The sequence below is a fragment of the Lentzea sp. NPDC059081 genome, assembly GCF_042738015.1.
In the GTDB taxonomy this organism is placed as follows: Bacteria; Actinomycetota; Actinomycetes; order Mycobacteriales; family Pseudonocardiaceae; genus Lentzea.
This window is the reverse complement of the sequence record NZ_JBHYGW010000001.1, coordinates 875710-895503: the sequence shown is the minus strand read 5'-3', so window position 1 is coordinate 895503 and position 19794 is coordinate 875710. Positions and strand designations below refer to the sequence as shown.

At 69.6% G+C, this 19794-nt stretch carries 13 protein-coding genes and 1 pseudogene; 9 read left to right on the top strand and 5 right to left on the bottom strand.

Annotated features, from left to right (window positions below; all coding sequences use genetic code 11):
• Window positions 1-235 precede the first annotated feature (235 nt).
• The 5 genes from hutH to ACFWV3_RS03660 all read left to right on the top strand — a co-directional run bounded on the left by hutH (window position 236) and on the right by ACFWV3_RS03660 (window position 6712).
• Window positions 236-1864, top strand: a complete 1629-nt coding sequence (gene hutH / locus ACFWV3_RS03680; RefSeq protein WP_382407831.1) for a histidine ammonia-lyase — start codon at window positions 236-238, stop codon at window positions 1862-1864.
• Window positions 1865-1969: 105 nt separating this feature from the next.
• On the top strand, window positions 1970-2287 hold the full coding sequence (locus tag ACFWV3_RS03675; RefSeq protein ID WP_382407829.1) for a methyltransferase: 318 nt from the start codon (window positions 1970-1972) through the stop codon (window positions 2285-2287).
• Between the two features lie 219 nt (window positions 2288-2506).
• Window positions 2507-3427: a hypothetical protein gene (locus ACFWV3_RS03670; RefSeq protein WP_382407827.1), complete on the top strand. Its 921-nt coding sequence runs from the start codon at window positions 2507-2509 to the stop codon at window positions 3425-3427.
• A gap of 1284 nt (window positions 3428-4711) precedes the next feature.
• Complete coding sequence (locus ACFWV3_RS03665; RefSeq protein ID WP_382407825.1) at window positions 4712-5686, top strand: hypothetical protein; 975 nt, start codon at window positions 4712-4714, stop codon at window positions 5684-5686.
• A gap of 60 nt (window positions 5687-5746) precedes the next feature.
• A complete protein-coding gene (locus ACFWV3_RS03660; protein WP_382407823.1) occupies window positions 5747-6712 on the top strand; it encodes a DMT family transporter in 966 nt (321 codons plus the stop codon).
• A 50-nt stretch (window positions 6713-6762) separates the two neighbouring features.
• Here the strand turns inward: ACFWV3_RS03660 and ACFWV3_RS03655 are convergent, their stop codons facing one another.
• Window positions 6763-7008: a hypothetical protein gene (locus tag ACFWV3_RS03655; protein ID WP_382407821.1), complete on the bottom strand. Its 246-nt coding sequence runs from the start codon at window positions 7006-7008 to the stop codon at window positions 6763-6765.
• A 49-nt stretch (window positions 7009-7057) separates the two neighbouring features.
• On the bottom strand, window positions 7058-7336 hold the full coding sequence (locus tag ACFWV3_RS03650) for a hypothetical protein (protein ID WP_382407819.1): 279 nt from the start codon (window positions 7334-7336) through the stop codon (window positions 7058-7060).
• Window positions 7337-9154: 1818 nt separating this feature from the next.
• Here ACFWV3_RS03650 and ACFWV3_RS03645 point away from each other — a divergent pair.
• Window positions 9155-9916: an IclR family transcriptional regulator gene (locus ACFWV3_RS03645; protein ID WP_382407817.1), complete on the top strand. Its 762-nt coding sequence runs from the start codon at window positions 9155-9157 to the stop codon at window positions 9914-9916.
• A 70-nt stretch (window positions 9917-9986) separates the two neighbouring features.
• On the opposite strand, the gene ACFWV3_RS03640 is transcribed toward ACFWV3_RS03645, so the two are convergent.
• On the bottom strand, window positions 9987-11009 hold the full coding sequence (locus ACFWV3_RS03640) for an alcohol dehydrogenase catalytic domain-containing protein (protein ID WP_382407815.1): 1023 nt from the start codon (window positions 11007-11009) through the stop codon (window positions 9987-9989).
• A gap of 189 nt (window positions 11010-11198) precedes the next feature.
• Here ACFWV3_RS03640 and ACFWV3_RS03635 point away from each other — a divergent pair, with 189 nt between their 5' ends.
• Together ACFWV3_RS03635 and ACFWV3_RS03630 are read left to right on the top strand one after the other, a co-directional pair.
• Entirely contained in the window at window positions 11199-11438 is a 240-nt protein-coding gene (locus ACFWV3_RS03635; RefSeq protein WP_382407813.1) for a hypothetical protein, read from the top strand.
• Entirely contained in the window at window positions 11404-12879 is a 1476-nt protein-coding gene (locus tag ACFWV3_RS03630; RefSeq protein ID WP_382407811.1) for an AMP-binding protein, read from the top strand. Before ACFWV3_RS03635 ends, ACFWV3_RS03630 begins: the two co-directional genes overlap by 35 nt.
• A gap of 63 nt (window positions 12880-12942) precedes the next feature.
• Here the strand turns inward: ACFWV3_RS03630 and ACFWV3_RS03625 are convergent, their stop codons facing one another.
• Complete coding sequence (locus tag ACFWV3_RS03625; RefSeq protein ID WP_382407809.1) at window positions 12943-15183, bottom strand: ATP-binding protein; 2241 nt, start codon at window positions 15181-15183, stop codon at window positions 12943-12945.
• Window positions 15184-15320: 137 nt separating this feature from the next.
• Window positions 15321-16286 (bottom strand): alcohol dehydrogenase catalytic domain-containing protein, encoded by a 966-nt coding sequence (locus ACFWV3_RS03620; protein WP_382407807.1) that lies wholly within the window; start codon window positions 16284-16286, stop codon window positions 15321-15323.
• A gap of 507 nt (window positions 16287-16793) precedes the next feature.
• Here ACFWV3_RS03620 and ACFWV3_RS03615 point away from each other — a divergent pair.
• A pseudogene (locus ACFWV3_RS03615) lies at window positions 16794-19794 on the top strand (hypothetical protein); the annotation flags it as partial.

The window sequence follows — 19794 nt, the reverse complement described above, 5'->3', positions numbered from 1 at the left end:
TCCGGCTCAGCCGACCACGACGTGCCATCCGGCGGAACACGTCTTCGGAGGGAGTCCGGGTTCCACCCGCTGGAACGTCTTCGCCGTGCCGCCGGAGGGCGGACCTGGTGTCGGGAACCGGCATCGTTCCCCGAACTCCTGGCGAGGCAACGGAATCCGTGAGCGTCGACCTCCGCCGGACGGCAACCATGGGTACTGACGATCGGAAGAAGTCTTGATCACACAAACTCGTGATGTGACGTTGCCCGGCCGCCTCCGGCCGGAGCTGCTCGCGCTGGCGGCGGACGAGGTCAACGTGACCCTGTCGGACTCCGTGCTGCACGGCCTGAAGAACTGCCGGGAGTTCGTGGACTCGTGCATGGGTGACGGCCGGGAGATCTACGGGGCCACGACGGGTTTCGGTCCGCTGGTGACGTTCGCCGGCCGGGAGTCGGCGGTGGACCAGTGCGACCACGTGCTGCAGCACCTGACGGCAAGGCAGGGACGCGATCTCCCGCTCGAGGTGGTGCGCGCGACGGTGCCGGCACGGATCTGGTCGCTGTGCCAAGGGCGTTCCGGGGTGTCGCCCGCGGTGGTGGACCGGTTGTGCGCGATGCTGCGGACGTCGTTCGTGCCGGCCGTGCCCGAGCTGGGCTCGGTCGGTGCCAGCGGTGATCTCGTGCCCGTGGCACACATCGCCCAAGCCCTGCGCGGCAACGGCTTCGCGTACTTCGGCGGGCAGAGGACGCCCGCGGCGCAAGCGCTCGCGGAGGCGGGGTTGTCGCCGTTGGAGCTCGACGGGCGCGATGCGTTGGCCCTGGTGAACGGAACGTCGTTGACGGCGGCGGCGGCAGGGCTCGCGGCGAGGTCGATTCGCCGGTCGCACTCGGTGTCGATCGCGTTGACGGCGTTGCTGGTGGACCTGCTGGAGGCGTACGGGCACGCGCGGGCCGCGTCGGCCGGTGCGCGCATGGCGCGTCTGCTCGCCGGCGTGCGGCCGACCGGGAACCGGCCGCTGCAGGAGCCGTACAGCGTGCGGTGCACACCGCAACTGCTGGGCGCGGCCGGCTCGGCGATCGACTACGCGACCTCGGTCGTGGAGGACGACCTCAACGGGGTGAGCGACAACCCGTTGTTCTTCGCCGAGGAGAACCTGGTCGCGCACGGCGGCAACTTCTTCGGCCAGCCCTGTTCCTTCGCGGGCGACCTGCTCGTGCTGGTCGCGACCCAGCTGGGCAACCTCACCGAACGCCAGCTGGACCTGCTCGTCGACCCGCATCGCAACACCGGCCTGGCACCGATGTTGTCGGTGAGGCCCGGTGTGCAGCACGGGGTTCAGGGGATCCAGCTCGTGTCGACGGCGATCGTGGTGGCCATGCGCCGGTCGGCCACCCCGGCCAGCATGCAGAGCCTGCCCACCAACCTGCACAACCTGGACATCGTCCCGTTCGGCACGCAGGCCGCGCTCAACGCCTGGGAGCTGTCCGGGCTGCTGCGCCTGCTCAACGGGGCACTCGCGGTGGGACCGCGCCAGGCGATCCACATCGGCGACCGGTTGCCCACCGCTCCGGCCTGTGCCGAGCTGTACGAACGCCTCGCCCACTCCGTCGCACCGGTCGACCCCGACCGCGCCCTCGACAACGACGTCCGCCTTGCCGCTCAGGTGCTCGACGACCACGTCGCCGACAAGAGCTCGGCAGACGTAGAATCCCGCCGTGTCGAAGCTGTTCGACCAGGCCATGGTCGAGCTCAACCGCAGCATCGGCTCGACCGTCGTCGACGGCTACGACCTCTCCGGGCACCGGCGGATCGTCGACGTGGGGTGGAGGCGCCGGCGTGTTCCTGGCGGGCGTGCTCGACAGGTATCCCGACGCCACAGGCGTGATGGTCGGCCAGCTGCACGTGCTGTCCCAGGTTCACGACGTCCTGCGGAGCCATGTGGAGTCCGGGCGTTGTGAACTCGCCGAGGGCGACTTCTTCACCTCGGACCTTGCCCGCGGGAGGCGACCTCTACCTGGTGAAGCACATCATCCACGACTGGCCGGACGAGCAGGCGGTGTCGAGCCTCCGCGACCGCCGTCGTGCCATGTCGCCGGGTTCGCGGCTGGTCTTGTTCGAGCGGCTGGCCGTGCCCGGCGACTCGCTCACCCAGACCGTGACCTACGCCTTCCTGCTGATGGTGGTGCTGGGAGGCCAAGAGCGCACGAAGACCGAGTACGACCGGTTGCTCGCCGCGGCGGGCCTGCGGTTGGACCGGGTGGTTCCAGCGGGCGGGGAGCTCGTCGGCATCGAGGCGGTCCTGCTGTAGCCGGTGACGGTCCGCTGTGGACGTTCCCGGGGCTTCCCCCAGGCGGGAGCAAGGGCCTTCCGGCCGGTGAGGTCGCGGGAAGCGCCCGTTCTGACAGGCAACTTTGCCTGAACGGGCACCCTTCCGGTCGTGGGGGCTGACTGGGTGAACCGAGCCGGGCGTGGCCTCGTGCTGAGGGTGGAACAGGGAGACAGTCCACCACTCGGAGTTGGAGAAGCCATGCGCCGCAAGAACGTTGGAGTCCTGGCCGCCCTCGCTGCCTTCGGTGCCGTCGTGCTCGGCGCGTGCGGTGCAGGCGCTCAGTCCGGTGCACCCGTGCCGGGTGCCGCCCAGGAGACGCGCCAGGAACAGCCCGCCGACACCACTGTGGACGGTGTGGACCTGGTGCAGGGGACGAACAAGTCCGCCAAGGCCGGCCGGCAGACCGGTGATCTGGCTCCGGAGGACGCGTCGGCGGACACGAAGACCGTCTGGGTGCAGTTGCGCGCCGCGGCGGCCGGCGGCCTGGAGCCGGCTGTCGTGAACGGTGCGGACCGCACGATCTACTGGTTCAGCGATGATCCGGTGAACGGCAAGGTCTCGAACTGCGTCGGCGACTGTGCGAAGAAGTGGCCGCCGGTGTTGATCAAACCGGGCAGCAAGGTGCTCATCGCCGGGATCAAGAAGGAGAACATCGGGTTCTTCACCCGCAGCGACGGCGGCCGCCAGGTCACGATCGGCGGGCGGCCGATCTACCGGTTCTCCGGGGACAACCCCGGCGACATCAAGGGGCAGAACGTCGCCGGCAAGTGGTTCGTCATCAACCCGGAGGGCAAGCGCGCGACCGCGCCGGGCGAGGCCGCGGCACAGCCCACCTCGCCGAGCACTCCGGCCGGCGGCGCTCGGCCCGCGAACTCCGTGACCTTCTTCACCGGCAGGAACTTCGACGACTCCAGCGGCGACAACTTCGCGACCGGCGTCACGGTCGGGACCACCTGCTCCGACCTCCCCGTCGGGTTCAGGTCGCTGACCACCGACGGTGCCGTCAAGATCTGGTCCGAGCCGGGGTGCAAGGGCAAGTCCGCGGTGGCCGCCGAGGACCTGCGGGACACCACCGCGTTCGGGCTCCCGAACGGAGTGAGGTCCTACATCCGCGCCTGATCCACCGCACGCCCTGGTCTGGGCGGGTGCCTGCCGCTGCGGCAGACACCCGCCCACGAGTGTGCGGGGTCTTCACCCCCTCGTGACGACGCGGATCGGCTCGGTGCCCGCCGTCTCAGGACGAGGAGATCTCCAGGTAGGCGGACCGAGGTCGGTCCCGCTCAGGTGCGTGAGGCGCCGGCCCACGCGAACCCGCACCACGCCGGTCACGGCGAGCACAGCGGAGTCCGCGCCGCTGGGTCTCGTTCGAGGCGACACCCACGTCTCCGGGCGGCACTGGTCTCGCGGGCGCACCGTGGAGAGAACGGCGGCGGGTACCTGCGAGTCGGCCACCAGGGGGCCGGTGTGCTCACCGCGCTGCTCGAGAGCGCCGTGCGTCCTGACAGGGCGGCGAGGACCAGTTCGAACGCGGCTCCGGTGAACGTCCGCAGGTGCAGCTGCGCGTAGAGGGTGGAGGTCGTCCCGGCCTCGAACTCGCAGGTCGCGTTCATGATCAGGTGCCGCTGCGGCCACGCAGCCTCCTTCTCGGGGTCGTCCGGCTGCCGGATCCGTCGCGTCCGACGACGGCGCACGTGCGCGGCAAACGCGGCACGTCCTGGAGCGGCCGTCCCGATCGGGAACTCGTCCGGGGGCGTTGGGGTGACTGGCCGTGGTTCGCGAGGTGACTCAGGGGAGTCGCGTCCAGGCGTCGACGTTGTCCGGGGTCTTGATCACGGCGTCGGCCGCGACCGACTCGGCCCGCAGTGGTCGGCGGAATGCCGGCCTGCGCGGCGGCGGTGATGGCCCAGTGCCACGCCTTGCGCCACGGGGGAACGACAGGAGTGGTCCGGGACGACTCGGGGGGCGGTGTGCTGGAACGCGATGGTGCCACGACGGCGTCGAACGGTCTTTCCAGCTCGGTCTCGCCCGCCACACCCGCGACGAAGGTGGTGGTGCCAGGTCCGCGGCGCGCGCCCGGTCCTCGGCCGTGCGCAGGACCGACTCGTTCCTGGGGTGGATCATCTGTGCCACCGATATCAGGCGCTGTGTCTCGTGGTCCGTGTGGCCCATCGCGTACGACTGCTCGGTCATCGCGGGACCTTTGGCACCCGTGGTGGCCACGCGGCCGGGGAAAGCGGGCGCGGTCGACAGGGCATGAAGGCCCCGTTGAGGCTGCCTTGATGTTCATTCGAGAATAGCGCCTTTCCTGGGCGCACCTTCCTGCGTCACCGGGCAGCCTCGGCGACAGGTCGCAGGTCGTTCCGGCAAGGTGCTGACAGGATTTTTCGAACCAGGAACACCGTCTTGCTCGCGGACCGCAACCAGGAGACCTCCGTGCCCGTTTTCAATCATTCCAATGATGTCCGGGTGGTCAGTGATCGGCAACGGGAGGTCCTCAGACGAACGGTCTCGGATCTCGTCGACGCGGCCGCCGCGGCCGATTCGCTGCACATGTACGAGCACCTGGTGCCGCCGGAATTGGCCACTGCCTTGAGTGAACACACCCGTACACCCGTGTCTGATTCCGGATTCTGCGTGATCGAGGGAATTCTGTCGGATTTCGTGGCTGACCCCGGTCCGACGCCGAAGTCGTGGGATTTCGCCGACTTCGGGCGGACACGTCATCTGGACGTCGCGTTCGCTCTGGTCGCGAGCACGGCGGGGCGCGTTTTCGGCTGGAAGTCCCAGCAGGACGGAAGGCTTGTGCACGACGTCGTTCCCAGCAGGGAGTTCGCCGGCGAACAGGTCGGTGCGAGCAGCGCGGTGAGATTGGAATGGCACACCGAGGACTCCTACCACCCCGAGAGGCCCGAGCTCCTGCTGCTCGCCTGCGTGCGAAATCCGGACGAGGTCGGAACCGACGTGTCCAGCATTCGGCAGGCGGACGTTTCGCAGGGTGATGTCGAGCTGCTCAGCACGGTTCCGGTGCTCCTCTGCCCGGACGACAGCTTCGCCGGCAGCTGGGAGGGTGAGGACGCGGCGCGGATGCTCACTCTTTGGGAGTCCGCGCACGGTTTGCGCATGCGCTACGACCCGCCGTACACGAGACTGCCAGAGGGGACGGCCGGAGCTGCGGGCCGCCTGGGAACGGCTTGGCGAGGCCCTGGACCGTTGCGCCACCACGGCGGTGGCCGCGCCTGGCGACGTGGTCGTGGTGAACGACGACATCGCCGCCCACGCCCGCCGGCCGTTCAAGGCCAGGTACGACGGCACGGACCGCTGGCTGAAGCGCATCCTCGCCCGTGGCGCCGCGCAGCGTCCGGACGCCGAGCGCGATGAGCCCGGGTACGGCCAGATCCAGGTCGGCCCGTACCCGTCGCTGCGCGTGAGAACCTGACCGTGGGCTCTGCGATCGTCGAGCACGGGCAGACCGGGGAGACGGCCGGCGGCAGATCACCCGGCGGAAAGCCGAACCTGGTTCCGCTGCTCGCTCTCGTCGGGGTCACCGCGATCTGGGGCGGAACGTTCGTCGTCGTGAAGGACGTGACGCGGCAGGCGTCCCTGGTGGACTTCCTGGCGATCCGCTTTCTGATCGCGACGGCGGTTCTCGTGTCGTTGCGGCCGCGCCGGTCGGTGAGCCGAAGCCCGCGGACGTGGGGCCGCGGAGTCCTGCTCGGACTGATGCTGTGCGGTGCCTGCATCGCGCAGACCTACGGGCAGCAGCACACGTCGGCCTCGATGTCCGGGTTCATCACGGGCCTGGCGGTGGTCTTCACGCCCGTGCTCGCGGGGGTTCTGCTCAGAAAACGGATCGGCCCGGCGTACTGGGGCTCGGTCGCGATCGCCACCGCGGGCCTCGCCGTCATGTCGATCAGAAGCGTCACCATCGGTCCAGGTGAAAGCCTCACGTTGCCCTGCGCGCTCTTCCTGGCCCCGCACACCACGGCTCTCGGCGAGTGGTCCGGAGCGGGAGACGCTCATGCGCTCACCGTGATCCAGCTCGGCATGGTCGGCGTGGTCTGCCTCGGTCTGGGAGTGCAGGACGGCTTCGTCCTGACCGCGACGTGGAGCTTCTGGTTTCCCGTGACCGGTCTGGCGGTCCTCGCGACCGCGGTCGCGTACCTGGTCCAGACGTGGGCTCAGGCCCGGCTGCCTGCCTCCGTCGTCGCTGTCGTACTCACACTGGAGCCCGTGTTCGCGGGTGTGTTCGGAGTCGCGGTGGACGGCGACGAGATGACGCTCCGCATCGTCTTGGGCGCGGTGCTGGTCCTCTGCGCCATGGTCTTGGCGGAAGTTCGTCCGAGGCCTTCGGCGGGGAGACACCGGCGTGGTTCGCGGGACTCCGGAACCTCGGGACGTGAGTGAGCCGGCGCTCGGGATGAGCGCCGGCTCACTCACGTGAGGGGGAGGTGGGCTCAGTACTCCACCCACAGCTGGGTGTAGTCGGGCACGTCGACCCGGCACTCGTGGTTGTGGCCGGGGTAGCTGTTCGCCGCCTTGTAGTGGCAGGAGAACTGCGCGAGCGCCGCCTCCTGGGCGTTGGTGGCCCGCCAGTACTGGACGTAGACCCAGGTTCCGGCCTGGGCCTGCGCCGGGACGAACGTGGCGAGAGCGGCGAAAAAGGACAGCGCCAGCGTCATGCCAGTGGCAGTTTTTCGCATGGAGACCTTCCTGTGGTGTCGAACTCTGTCGTAGATAAGCGGAAAAGGCTCAGTACTCCACCCACAGCTGGATGTAGCCGGGTACGCGGCGGCATTCGTGGTTGCGTCCCGGGTAGTTGCTCGACGCTGTGGAATAGCAGGCGATCTGCGCGAACATCGACTCGCTCTCGTTGGCGGCTCGCCAGTACTGGACGTAGACCCAGATTCCAGCCGCCTGGGCCTGCGCAGGAACGAACGCGGCGAGAGCGGCGAAAACAGACAGCACCAAGGCGAATCGAATGGAGGCTTTTCGCATGCGGGCCTTCCTGGGGCGGGTGGTCACCTTCATGTCGGAAGGTAGCAACGGGGCAGGGTGGTCGGACGATTCGAAGTACTTATGCCCCTTGGTTGTTGCCCGATCCTGCGCTGTTCGGAAAGCGACGATCCGGGTTGCGAGCCGGAGCCCGGCCGCAGCATCCGCGATCGACGAATTGGTGGTGCCGGCGCCCGGCCGTGTTGCTCGGACCGGGCACCGGCACGTGCCGCCGGTCAACGGGGGAGGGAGAACCGGTCCGGCGGCACGAATCGGGAGCGTCGGCGGCGACGCTCCGGTGTGGAATTCGAGGTCCCGTGCCTGTCGGGATTCCGGCTCGGATCTTCCGCCGGTGAACGTCCTGTGCGGCTCCATTCCCCTGCACGGTCTCGCGAGAAGGTGTCCCGGGTCCAGCGTTCGCTGCTGAACCGAGCCAGCCGGTACGTGTTCTCCGGCCGATCGGGCACCCCGGGGCTCGACAACGATGATCGTTCCTGGACTCGGCTTCCGCGCGGGCGGCCGGAATGTGCTTTCGGGCAGGTGGATGTGCCCGAAAGGCCTTCGCGGCCGGGTGGCGGTTGATGATTCCATTCGACCGGTCTTAGGTTCGGAGACGGCGCGACACAGGTGCCACTCGCTGCTCACGTGCTCGCTCACGAAAGGCCGGCGGATGTCGGACCCGATCTGCCTGGACCGGCTTCCTCCCATCGCGTGGCAGGCCGACACCGGAAGGCGTCGTCGGAGAGTCCGCCCCGGAGTTCACTGTGGATTCTCTGGTCGCGCCGGTGGCGGGCCGTCGCGCAGGCGGACCTCCGCTCGGCCACCTCGCTCGGCGACGCGGCGCACGCCGCGCACCCGAGAAGACCACCTGACCGAACCGCTGGCCCATCCGTTCAACGGCCCGCGGTCGCTCGCGATCTCGGACCGCTGCGAGCGGCTGCGCTCCAACGGGAGCCTCACCGAGGTGCTGTTGCCTCGCGGTGAGCCGGCCTGGCTCGTCGTGAGTCATGCCGACGCCTGGTTCGTCCTCGGTGATCCCAGGTCCAGCCGGGCGGCGGCAAGAGGCAGGGACGTACCCCGGCAGTCCCACTCGCCGCTCGACGCGGGACTCCTCGCGTTGGACGCGCCGCAGCACAAGCGCCTGCGGTCGTTCATCTTGAGGGCGTTCACGATGCGCCGCAGTGAGGGCCAGCGTCCGCACGCTGGCCCTCGGTTTGGCCAGGGGACTGCGCGATCGGGAGTCGCCGGCGGACCTGGTGGACGGGTAGGCGTTGCCACTCACGACCGGCGTCATCTGTGCGTTGCTCGGCGGCCGCAAGAGGATCAGGACCGGTTCCGCTCCTGGAGCGACGCCCGGCTGTCGACCACGACACCGCCGCAGGACGAGCTGACGTTCACGCACATCCTGCTGCTGTCATCGGCGGAGTGTGATGTGTGCTCCGCGCACTCCGGAAGACTATTTTGTCCGGAAGGGAAGTAAAGCTTACCGAGAGTAAGTTTATTGACTTTTCAGTCATGGTGCCAAGACCTTTTTGGCGTGAACGAAAGAACGTGGGAACGGTCGACGGCTGACGTTGCAACGAGTGTGGCCGGCGCATGACCTCGGTCACTCGAAAATCCTCCTGAACCGGCCGGACAGTGTGTTCCGGTGAGCGCGCCGCGGGAAAAATCGGTTTGACGCCATTTGACGTCATCGCTGGCAGAAGTCGTTTTCATGGTCTGCGCAAACAACTTGGTTCTTCGTGCAAAGCTGGTGCCCGATCGACCATCGCGGACTGCGAGGCACGCCTTCTTTGCCCGATCGAACCTAGCATTCGGCAACAGCATTTCCTTCTGCGGGAACCGGAGGCAGTCATGACCGCTCCGACCATGCTGAGCCGCGGGGGCTCGGGTCGCATCCTCACCGCTGTGGAGAAGGCGATGGTGCTTCTCAACGAGTTGGTGAACTCCAGCCGGCCGCAGAGCCTCGCGGAACTCACCAGGCGCACAGGCCTCACCAAGTCGACGGTGCACCGGTTGCTGGCTGTTCTGCTGGCACATCGGATGGTCGAGCGCGTCGGCGACCAGTACACGCCCGGTGGCTGCTTCAACGGCGCGGAGAGCCGCAGCAGCGGGGACGCGGTCGCGCAGCTGCGCAGGGAGTCCACGCCCTACCTGACCGAGCTGCACTACGTGAGCGGTCACACCGTGGCGGTGGCGGTGCTGGCCGACAACGCCGTGCAGTGCGTGAACCAGGTCTACGGGCATCGTTCCCCCCGGCTGCCCGAATGGACGTCGGGCAGCGAACGGTTGCGTTCGGACGCCACCGGACGGGTGCTCGCCGCGTTCCAGACCGGCCGGGGCCCGAGCGCCGTCGATCTCGGTGTCGCCGAGATGATGGAGATCCGCAGGGACGGCGTGGTGAGCATCGACGACATGGCGCGGGGCCTGACGAGCGTGGCGGTCCCGGTTCTCGTCAGCGCGGGTTTTGCCCTGCCTGTCGCACTGACCGCCACTGATCGCACGGAGCGGATCGACGTGCCGGCCACCGCCCGGTTGCTCCGCCGCACCGCGTTCACTCTGGCGCGATCGCTTCGCCTGATGAGCATCACCGGCCTGTCGCGGCAAGCCGGATGAGATCCGTTGTGCACGGCTGGACGACCGCATGACGGCGCAGCCCACGTGACCGCGCTGCGCCGTCACTCACTCACGGCTTCAGCAGAACCTTGATGGTTTGGCGGTTCGCCATCGCGCGGTAGCCTTCCTCCACATCGGACAGTGCCATCTCGCGGTCGAAGACCGGGCTCGGGTCGAGCTCGCCCGCCAGCACAGCACGCACCAGCGAGGGCAGGTACCGCCGCGCCGGAACCAGCCCGCCGGTGATGGTCAGACCGCGCCCGAAACAGGTCATCAGGTCGATGCCCGCGTGCGGGCCGCCGACCAGGCTGACGACACCGCCGTCCGCGCAGGCGGCCAGCGCGGTCACGGCGGCCGTCCTGTTCGCGGTCGCCTCTACGACCAGGTCCGCTCCGGCACCGCCGGTCGCGGCCAGCACCGCTTCCACGTGGTCGTCGTCGGCGGTGATCACCTCAGTGGCACCGAAACCGCGAGCGACCACCGCCCTCGCCTCGTGGTGTCCGAGCAACAGGACGGTGTCGGCGCCCGCCTGACGTGCGGCGAGGACCGAGCACAGCCCGACGGCCCCGTCACCGACGACGGCCACTGTGCGGGGCGCGCCGCGGCCGCTTGACAGGACGGCGTGGCGCCCGGTCGCCATCACGTCGGCCAGGGCGAGGATCGCCGGGATCCGTTCGTCCTGCCGCTCCAACGCGACCGGGACCAGCGTCGCGTCGGCGAACGGCACGCGAACGGCCTCTGCCTGGCCGCCGCCGGCCTGGATGCCCCACATCCCTCCCGCACGGCACGAGGAGAACTGGCCGCGCGCGCACTGCAGGCAGACGCCGTCGGAGAACATGAACGGAGCCACCACGAACTGTCCCGGCCGCAGGAGCACCACGTCGTGCCCGACGTCCTCCACGACACCGACGAACTCATGTCCGCACAGCGGACCGGTCACCGGGCCGGGGAGTCCCGCGTACCCCCGCAGATCGGTGCCGCAGATCCCGGCGGCGACCACGCGCACGACGGCGTCACCGGGCTTCTCGATCCGGGCGTCGGGCACGTCGGCGACGCCCACCACGCCGGGCGCGCTCAGCACTGCTGCTTTCACGGAATCCTCCTCTGCGGACGATGTGGCGGAGCGGCGGTCGGCAGGACGAAAGCTAGCGGTGCCAAGACGGGCGAGACGGGGCCGTCCCACCGGACGGAATGGATCTCCTCCGGGGCGAACGCCGCTGCTTGCGCTGCGCCCGCGGTGACCAGACGGCGATCGTCGCCGAGCACCTCGCGGCTAGGAGCGATGGCGGATGAACCTGATGACCTCGACCACTCCCCGGCCGGCGACGCCGACCTGACCGGCTTCGTGTTCGACGCCGCGACTCCCGGCGGCCACCCCGCGGTGATCGACTACTCCGGCGGCGCGCAGCGGGTGCGGACCTACGGCGAGCTGGGGAGATCGATCCACGGGCTGGCGGTGTTGTTGCGCGACAAGGGTGTGCGAGACGGTGACCGGCGACCTCGCCCCTGCTCCGGGAGGTGACGCCGCGGCCGTGCTGCTGTCGTCGAGCGGCTCCTCCGGAGGGCGCCCGCGCAAAGCGGTGATCACCCACCGGAACCTGACCGCGGGGCTGGCGCAGATCCGGACCGTGCACCGTCTGCATCCCGGCGAGGTGGTGATCGCGGTAGGTCCGATGCGCCACATCTACGGCATGCAGATGGCGCTGAACCCGCTGCTACGGGCGGGCGGCACGCTGCTGATCGGGCCCACGAGGTTCCAGCTGGCGCGGTTTCTCGACATCCTCCGCGACCGCCGCGTCACCATCGCCTACCTCGTTCCGAGCGTCCTCGCCGAGATCGCGAGCCTCGGCGTCCTGGTGGAGCTGCCCGACCTGAGGTTGATCGTCTCGGGAGGGGCGCCGTTGCCGGAACCGGTGGCGACGGAATGCGCACGCCTGATCTCCAGGCCGGTCGTGCAGGGTTTCGGGATGACGGAGGCGGGCTGCATCTCCTTCACACCCGACGACCGGGTGGCACCCTCCGGCACGGTCGGGGTGGTGCTGCCCGGCACCGAAGCCCGGTTCGTCGAGCCGGAGACCGGGGCCGACGCGCCCGCGGGACAACCGGGCGAACTGCTGGCGCGCGGCCCCCAGATCACCCCGGGGTACGTGGACGCCCAGGGCGCCGGGCTGACAGACGAGCAGGGCTGGTTGCACACCGGTGACCTGGCCGTGCGGGACGACGACGGCTACCTGCGGATCGTGGGCAGGCTCGAGTCGCTGATCAAGTACAAGGGTCACCAGGTCGCGCCGGCGAAGCTGGAGGAGGTTGTCCTCAGCCATCCCGCAGTGTCCGACGCCCTCGTGGTGGGCGAGCCCGACCGCGTCGCCGGCGAGGTGCCGAAGGCGTACGTCGTGTGCGCGAGCGACACCTCGCTCGCCGAGGTGCTCGAGCACGTCGCGCCGTACGAGAAGATCCGGCTCGCGCAGCGGGTGCGGAAGATTCCGAGGTCGTCCAACGGAAAACCGTTGCGCCCGGAGCCGTTGCGCGCCCTGGTCGTCGAAGGACCGGACGGCAGGGGCACCGAGCTGGCGATCGCGCTGGACCGAGCCGGGATGGTGGTGCGCGACGCCGGTGGTAGGACGGCGACCGCCGCGGCGGCGGAGATCGGTCAGATCGACGTGGTGTTCGACGCGAGCGGGTCCGAGGCGGTGCCGCGGGCCCTGCTCGCCGCATCGCTGCTGGCGCGGGGTGGCCGGGTCGTCCTGCTGGTGGCGGAGGACGGGCAGCAGCTCTCCGACGAGCTGGTGGAACGGGCGGCTGAGGGCAGCATCAGCGTGCTCGGCTGGACTTCGTCGTCGATCGATCCGCCGGTTGCGGTGGCCCCCTCGCCTGGGGGCGTTCGACCACCTCACCGGGTCCTGCGTCGGGGTGGATGCCCTGGTACGCACACCGGTGGCGCCGTGAGCCCGGCGCTGCCCTGACCGGGCTCTGTCCACACCGGACTCCGGTGCGCCCTGCTCTCGGCGGCGCACCGGAGTCCGATGTCAGGCGGACGGGGGCAGCAGTGCCAGCTCGGCCTCGGCGCGTTCGCGTTCAGCGTCGTAGATCGGCCCGTCGAACGTGCCGAGCGCTAGTTCCAGGCATTCCCTCGCGCGTTCGTGCTCACCCATCTCCCGCAATGCGACGCCTTCGTAGAGGGCCTGCTCGGCCGTCCAGTAGTGGTTGCGGTTCGCCTCGGCGAGCAGGCGGGCCTCGTGGTGCGTGTCCGCCGCTTCGTGCCAACGCCCCAGTGCGGAGAGACACCGGCCGGCGCCGCGCAGTTTGAGCGAGCGGACCCAGCGTTCGGCCTCCGGGTTGATCTCGCCGCGGTGGTCGTCCATCTCCGCGAGCAACGCGCGGAACACCTCCAGCGCCTCCTCGGGTTCGCCGGCCTGCCGCAGCACGTTGCCGAGCGTGAGCCGCGTCGGTCCCTGGGCGTCGTAGAAGGCGAACTCCATGGCCACCTCGACCGCGGCCCTCACCTGGGACAGCGCCTCGTCCGGGCGGCCGAGCCGGAGCAGGATCGAGGCGATGCGCTGCTGGGCCATCAGGCGTTCACGCCGGTCGCCCAGCTCGTCCGCGAGCTCCACCGCCTGCAGGTGGGACACGAGGCCGGCCTCGTTGTCGTCGAGGCACTTGTACTGCGCCCAGCCGTAGAGGCTGAGCAGGGGCAGCTCGTCGTGCCGGTTGCCCAGGGCCCTGGCCGCGTCGAGCGCGGTACCGAGGATCTCGTGCCACGGGTGGGTGAGCACCCTGCTGTCGCCGTAGTAGGGCATGGCCTTGGCGAGCTCGACCACTTCGCGGTGCCAGCCCAGCCGGGCGGCGATGCGTTGCGCCGCCACCCAGTTCGTGCCTTCGCGGGACAGCCATTCCTCGGCGGCCTCCCGCGACGGGAACGGGCTGTCCTCGGGGATCCCCTGCACGTCGGGGAAGAACAGCCGGGCGGCCGACGTGGCGCGCTCGATCAGGTGGCTCAGCAGTGCGTCGCGCAGGTGCTCGCGAGTCGCGTCGTCGTCCTCGGCCGCCAGTCGCTCGCCAGCGAAAACCCTGATCAGGTCGTGGAACTGGAGTCGTCCGCCGGTGGCAGAGGGCTGCAGCAGCGACGCCTCGGTCAGCTCGTCGAGCACGTCGTCGGCCGCGCCGGCGGGCAGTCCGCCCGCCACCTCGGCGAGCTCGTCGTCGAAGGTGGGTCCCGGCACCAGGGCGAGCCTGCGGAACAGCTGCCGCGCGTCGTGCGACAGCCTCCGGTAGGACACGTCGAACGCCGCGCGCACCTGCCGGTCGCCCGCGGACAGCGTCGAGAGCCGGGAGCGGTCGTCGCGCAGCTGCGCGACCAGGTACGCGACCGTCCAGTGCCTGCGCGTGGCGAACCGGTTGCCGGCGATGCGCACCGCCAGCGGGAGGTTGCCGCACAACGACACCAGCTCGGCGGCCGCCTCCGGCTCGCCGTCCACGACGTGCTCACCCGCGATCCCTGCGAACAGCGCGAGCGCGTCGGTCGCGGGCAACGGCTCCAGCGACAGCGACCTGACCTCGGCGAGCTCGGTGAGCGCGCGCCGGGACGTGACCATCGTCAGCCCGGCCGGTCCGGTGCCGATCAGCGGTCGCAGCTGCGCCTCGTCGGCGACGTTGTCCAGCAGCACCAGTGTTTGCCGGTTCTGCAGGAGCGCACGGAGCAGCGCCGACAGATCTTCGACGCCGGACGGCATCCGGGAGCTGGGCACGTTCAGCGCGGTCAGCAGCTGTTCGAGAGCGGCGAGCGGGGCCACCGGCTGCTCGTCGACGCCCCGCAGGTCGAGCGCGATGCACCCGCCGGGGAAGTCCGGAGCCAGCCGGTGCAGGGTGGACACGGCCAGGGTCGTCTTGCCGACACCCGGCGGGCCGACGATCGAGACCACTCCGCCCGCCGCGGCCTCCTCGCGCAGCCACGCGAACTCCTCCTCGCGCCCCACCACGTCGGGGACCAGCGGAAGCACGTGCAGCAGCGCGGGGTCGAGGGTCTGGGGCAGTCTGCGCCGGCCCTCCTGCGCCACCACCAGGAACATCCGCCGTTCGTCGACGGTGAGTCCGAGCGCGTCGGCGAGAAGCTTCGCGGACTGCTCTTTCGGAGCCTGTGCCCTGCCGTGCTCGAGGTCTCGCAGAGTACGCACGCTCAGGCCGGAAGCACGTGCGAGATCCGCCTGCGACAACGCTGCCGCGTGCCGGTGCTGCAACAACAACCCGCTGAACGCGGGTGGTGCGTTCATAGGCTCGGACATAGAAGTGATTTAACAAGTGCGGGTCGGTCGGCACAAGGCGCTCGACGGTGGCGTTTTCCTTGAGGGTCACCGGTTCGCAGTCGGCGGACGTCCCGGGCGCCGTCACCGGGAGTCCACTGTGGACTTCAGGTGGTGACGAGCACCTTCACCGCCGCCCGCGTGCTCATCGCCTCGTAGCCGTCGGAGACCAGCGCCAGCGGGACGGCGTGGTCGAAGATCGGTGACGGGTCGAGACGGCCCGCGACGACGTTCGCGAGCAGGCCCGGCAGGTAGGCCCTGGCCGGAGCGGGACCGCCGACGATCGTCAGGCCCCGGCCGGAGTCCGGGATCCGGCTGATGCCGCCCGCACCCAGGTGGGCACTCGCGCCGAGACTGACCACCCCGCCGTCGCGGCAGGCGGCGAGGGTGGTGCTCAGTGCCCGTTCGTCACCGCCGCAGTCGATCACCACGTCGGCACCCGCCCGCCCGCCGGGACGTCGAATTCGAAACGCTTCCCCGTCGGGCACCACGATGTCGGTCGCGCCGAACCGTTCGCCGATCGCGGCACGTTTCCCGGACGTCGTCACCAGGATGATGCGTTCGGCGCCCGCACAGCGGGCGGCGAGCACCGCACACAGCCCGTCGGCGTCGTCGGAGACGACCGCGACGACGGATCCGGGCCCGACGCGGGTGGAGCTGACCGCGTGCCATCCCGCGGCCATCACGTCGCCGAGCGCCAGCACGGAGGGCAGCCGTTCGTCGTGCTCGCCCATCGGCACTTTGACGAGGGTCGCGTCGCCGAACGGGACCCGCACGCCTTCCGCCTGCCCGCCGTCCCCGGCGACGCCGAACAGCCCGCCCGCCGCACAGAGATCGTGCCGTCCTCGTGCGCAGTCGCCGCACGTGCCGTCGGCGAAGGCGAGCGGGGCGACGACCATGTCACCACGACGCACGCCGACGATCTCCGAGCCGATGTCGGCCACGACGCCGATGAACTCGTGACCGCAGGGCTGCCGCTGCGCCGGTCCCTCCAGGCCGCGGTAGTACCGCACGTCGGACTCGCAGATCGCGGAGGCGACCACGCGGACGACGACATCTGTCGGATGCTTCACCCTGGGATCGGGCCGCATGCACACGCGCACGCTTCGCCTGCCTTGCAACACAGCGGCTCTCATGCTCTACCGTCCTCACCCGCGCGGACCCGACCTGAAAGGACGCGGCCTCGTTCGAGAGCTGCGGCGCGTGCCGGACCGCCGCGACAGCTCGCCTGGTCAGGATGGCTGCAGGCGTGACCCGCGCCACGAGAGCGTCCCGCCAGCCGGAACAGCCAGGATGCGATCCCTGTGTGTTCGGGCACCGTTGGTCACGCGGAAGGCCCGGCGTCGCTGCCGAGCCTTGTTCGAGGCTGTGAGCCGCGTTTCTACTGAGGGGTGTGTCTTCCGCCGGAGTGGGCTGTCAGAGCGGCCGACGGCCCGACGCCGACGGCGTCCCACACACCTCCAGGGCCAGCGGTGTCCGCTGAGTGTCGTGTCCGGCGCGGAGTCCGCAACTACGGGATTGATTTCGCCGTCCGCGTTCACTCCGCCAGTCCGGTTGACGGTGTGGTTCGGGGTTGAGTCGTGGAGATTCATTTTGATCCGGATTTGGATTGGTTGTGGGTGTTGCTTGCGGGGCAGTTGGCGCCGCGGGTGGATGTGGCGGTGGCGCGGGAGTTGGCGCGGCAGTGGCGGGACAGTGGTGTGTCGTTGGAGCAGATGGCGGCGACGATGGATGTGTTGGCGGGGCAGGTGGAGGATGCGTTGGGGGGTCGTTTGGGTTTGGTGTTCCGGTTGCATGTGAGGGAGTTGGGGGCGGTTGTTCCGGGGTTGGCGGGGTTGGCGGGGCGGCAGTCGGATGCGTTGTTGAGTTTGGCGTTGAATGTCGAGCAGTCGGTGTATTCGATGTTGATCGAGATCGTGTATTTCGCGAATTCGGTTGTGTGGGCGTTGTCGAATCCTTTTACGGCGCCGTTGGTGCCGGCGTTCATCACGGCGGCGCGGGTGGCGGTGGCGCAGGTGGTGGATCGGTTGAACTGGGCTGTGCGGTTGTTGGTGGCGGCGGTGCGGGAGGGGGTGGATGAGGTTGTGCAGGGGGCGTTGGCGCAGTTGGCGCAGATTGCGGAGGGGACGCGGGTTTATTGGGACAAGGTGAGTTCGTTGATCGAGTTCACGGCGGGTGCGGCGGCGGGTGGGTTGATTGCGGGTGCGGCGTTGGGGATGTCGAGGGTGGCGCCGGGGTTTGCGAAGTCGGTGGTGTTCGGGGCGTTGAACGAGGCTGCGGCGGAGACGGTGGTGGGTGCGGGGGCTGCGGGGATTCTGGGTGGGAGTTTTGATGATTTGTGGGCGGGTGCGGTGAATGGTGCGTTCAGCAGCAGTGTGGAGCGGGGTGCGCATGATGCGGGTCCGAAGATCGCGGCGGTGGCGGCTGGTATCGCGGCGTTGGCGGCCGGGAAGGGCGGCGGTATCGGCGGCCCGGATGGCCCGGAGCTTCCGGGTGGTTCGGGGGAAAAGGGTTTTCCGGGGGGTGGTGGGCCTGGTTTCCCCGGAGGTGGCGGAGGTGCTGGTATTCCGGGTGGCGGTGGTGGGGGCGCTGCACCGGTCAGGGGTCCGGGTGTCGGGCCTGGTCCGGGTAATGGTGGTTCGGGTGGGGGGAGGGGGGCCTCTGGCGGGTTTGGCGGGGCTGCCGAGGGTCTGGGCGCGGCTGGGCAGGGCGCGGCTGGGCAGAGCACACCGGTGCAGGGCACGCCAGGCCAGGTACAGGCGGGGCAGGGGCAGACTGGGCAGGGCGTCCAAGGGCAGGGTGTCCAAGGGCAGGGTGTCCAAGGGCAGGGCCCGCCGACACAGGGGTTGGCTGGGCTCGCGCCGCGGTCCGGTGAGCAGTTCGTGGGTGACCGGTTCGCCGAGGCGCTCACCGCGGACACCACCGCGCCTGTGAACGGTGTGACTCGACCAGACACAACCGCCGCCGGGCCAGGCCTCACCGGCACCGGCATCTCGGACTCCACACCGGGCATCCGAGCGCTCGAAGTCTCTCCTACGGGTCAAACTCCGCTCGTCACCGCTACGACTGACTCCACCGGCACCTTTCCCGGTGTGCGGCTGCCGGCGGACGCTGGCGTCCCCTCGTCCTCAGTGGACGGTTCCGGTGTGTCCGACGGGCAGAGCGCGCCGGAACCGAGCCGAACACCGGCCGGTGCGGTCGTGGAGCCGCAGGCTCGCGAGGTCGTGAACATCTCGACGCCGCCTCCGGTCGTGGAGGACCGGACTGGTGATCTGCAGCAGCGGCAGGATTTCGACGTCCGGGTGGGAGAGCTGCCACGTCTCGGCGAGGTCCCAGGTGGCGTGGCCATGCCGGCGGCGGAGGTTGCCGTCGAGATCGGTCGGCACCTGGCCGGCAAACCGGACGACAGCGTCAGGAACATCGTTCACGAGCTTCGCCTCAAGGGCGTCCGCCTTCGAAGGCCGCTGTTGCGGGATCTGGTCGAGGAAGTGAGGCTGGCGCGGCCGGGGAAGCTGGTGCCGACGGCGATGCAACGGGTTGCCCTTGGTAATGCCGGGATGCGGGCGTTTCCGGTTCCGGCGGGTGGGGACAACATCTACGAGGCGGTGTTGCGGTCGCGTCCTGTTCTGCGTGAGCGGTTTCCCACGGCTCTGCACTTGCGCGCGGCCACCGCCGATGCGTTGCAGCGTCACGCCGACGAATTTTCTTCGTACTACGACGGCGATGACTATGCGGCGGAGGTCGAGTACATCCGTCAGCGGGGGAACTACGCCCGTGACGCGGGCAACCTGGTTCCCCGTGGGATCGCGAGGGCTGCCGGGATCAGTCTGCAGATCATGGGCGAGGGTGGGCCGGGTGAGGGGAGCAAGACCTTCGATCCGCTGAGCGTGGACACGGTGGTGTTGCCGCGCCGGGAGACCGATGGTGGTCACTACCTCGGATCCGCGGACGTGTCCGTCGTGGGCTTGGGGGAGTTCGCTGATGGGCGGGGGCCGGTCGGTTCGCAGGAGCCGGCTGGTGAGCAGGAGGCGGCCGGCGAATGGGGTGTGCCTTGGCTGGATCCGGCCGTGGACGCGCCGACGGCGTGGCAGAAGTTGTCTCTCCGGGTGACGGAGGGCCCGTTGGCTGAGGCGACGGAGATTCTGCGTGGCATCACGCGCCCTCCTGCGTATCTGGCACCCGAGACCGACCAGGTGGAGAGCCAGTGGCAGCTCGACCAGCGTGTCGTGGAGATGCTCGCTTACCGGATCCACCAACAGGAACTGGGAATGCCGCCGGGCGCCGGTCTGCTGGAGTTGGCTCTCGAGCTCACGGCGAAGGCGGGTTTGCGGCGTCCTGGTGGACTCGGTGGCAAGGGGACGAGTGGGCGGGGTGGCTCGACGCCACCGGAATTCGCCTCGGGTTCCGAAAGCGCGGGCTCCCCTTCGCCTGCTTTTCACATCGATCCGGGCGAGGACGGTCAGTTCCGCTACGTGGAGGAGGAGCCCGAGGGCTGGGCGGGGATCGACTTCTCGGTTTTGGGCGATGGTGGGCCGAGTTTCCCGGCTGACGTGCAACCCGCTGACGTTCAGATGGTGGACG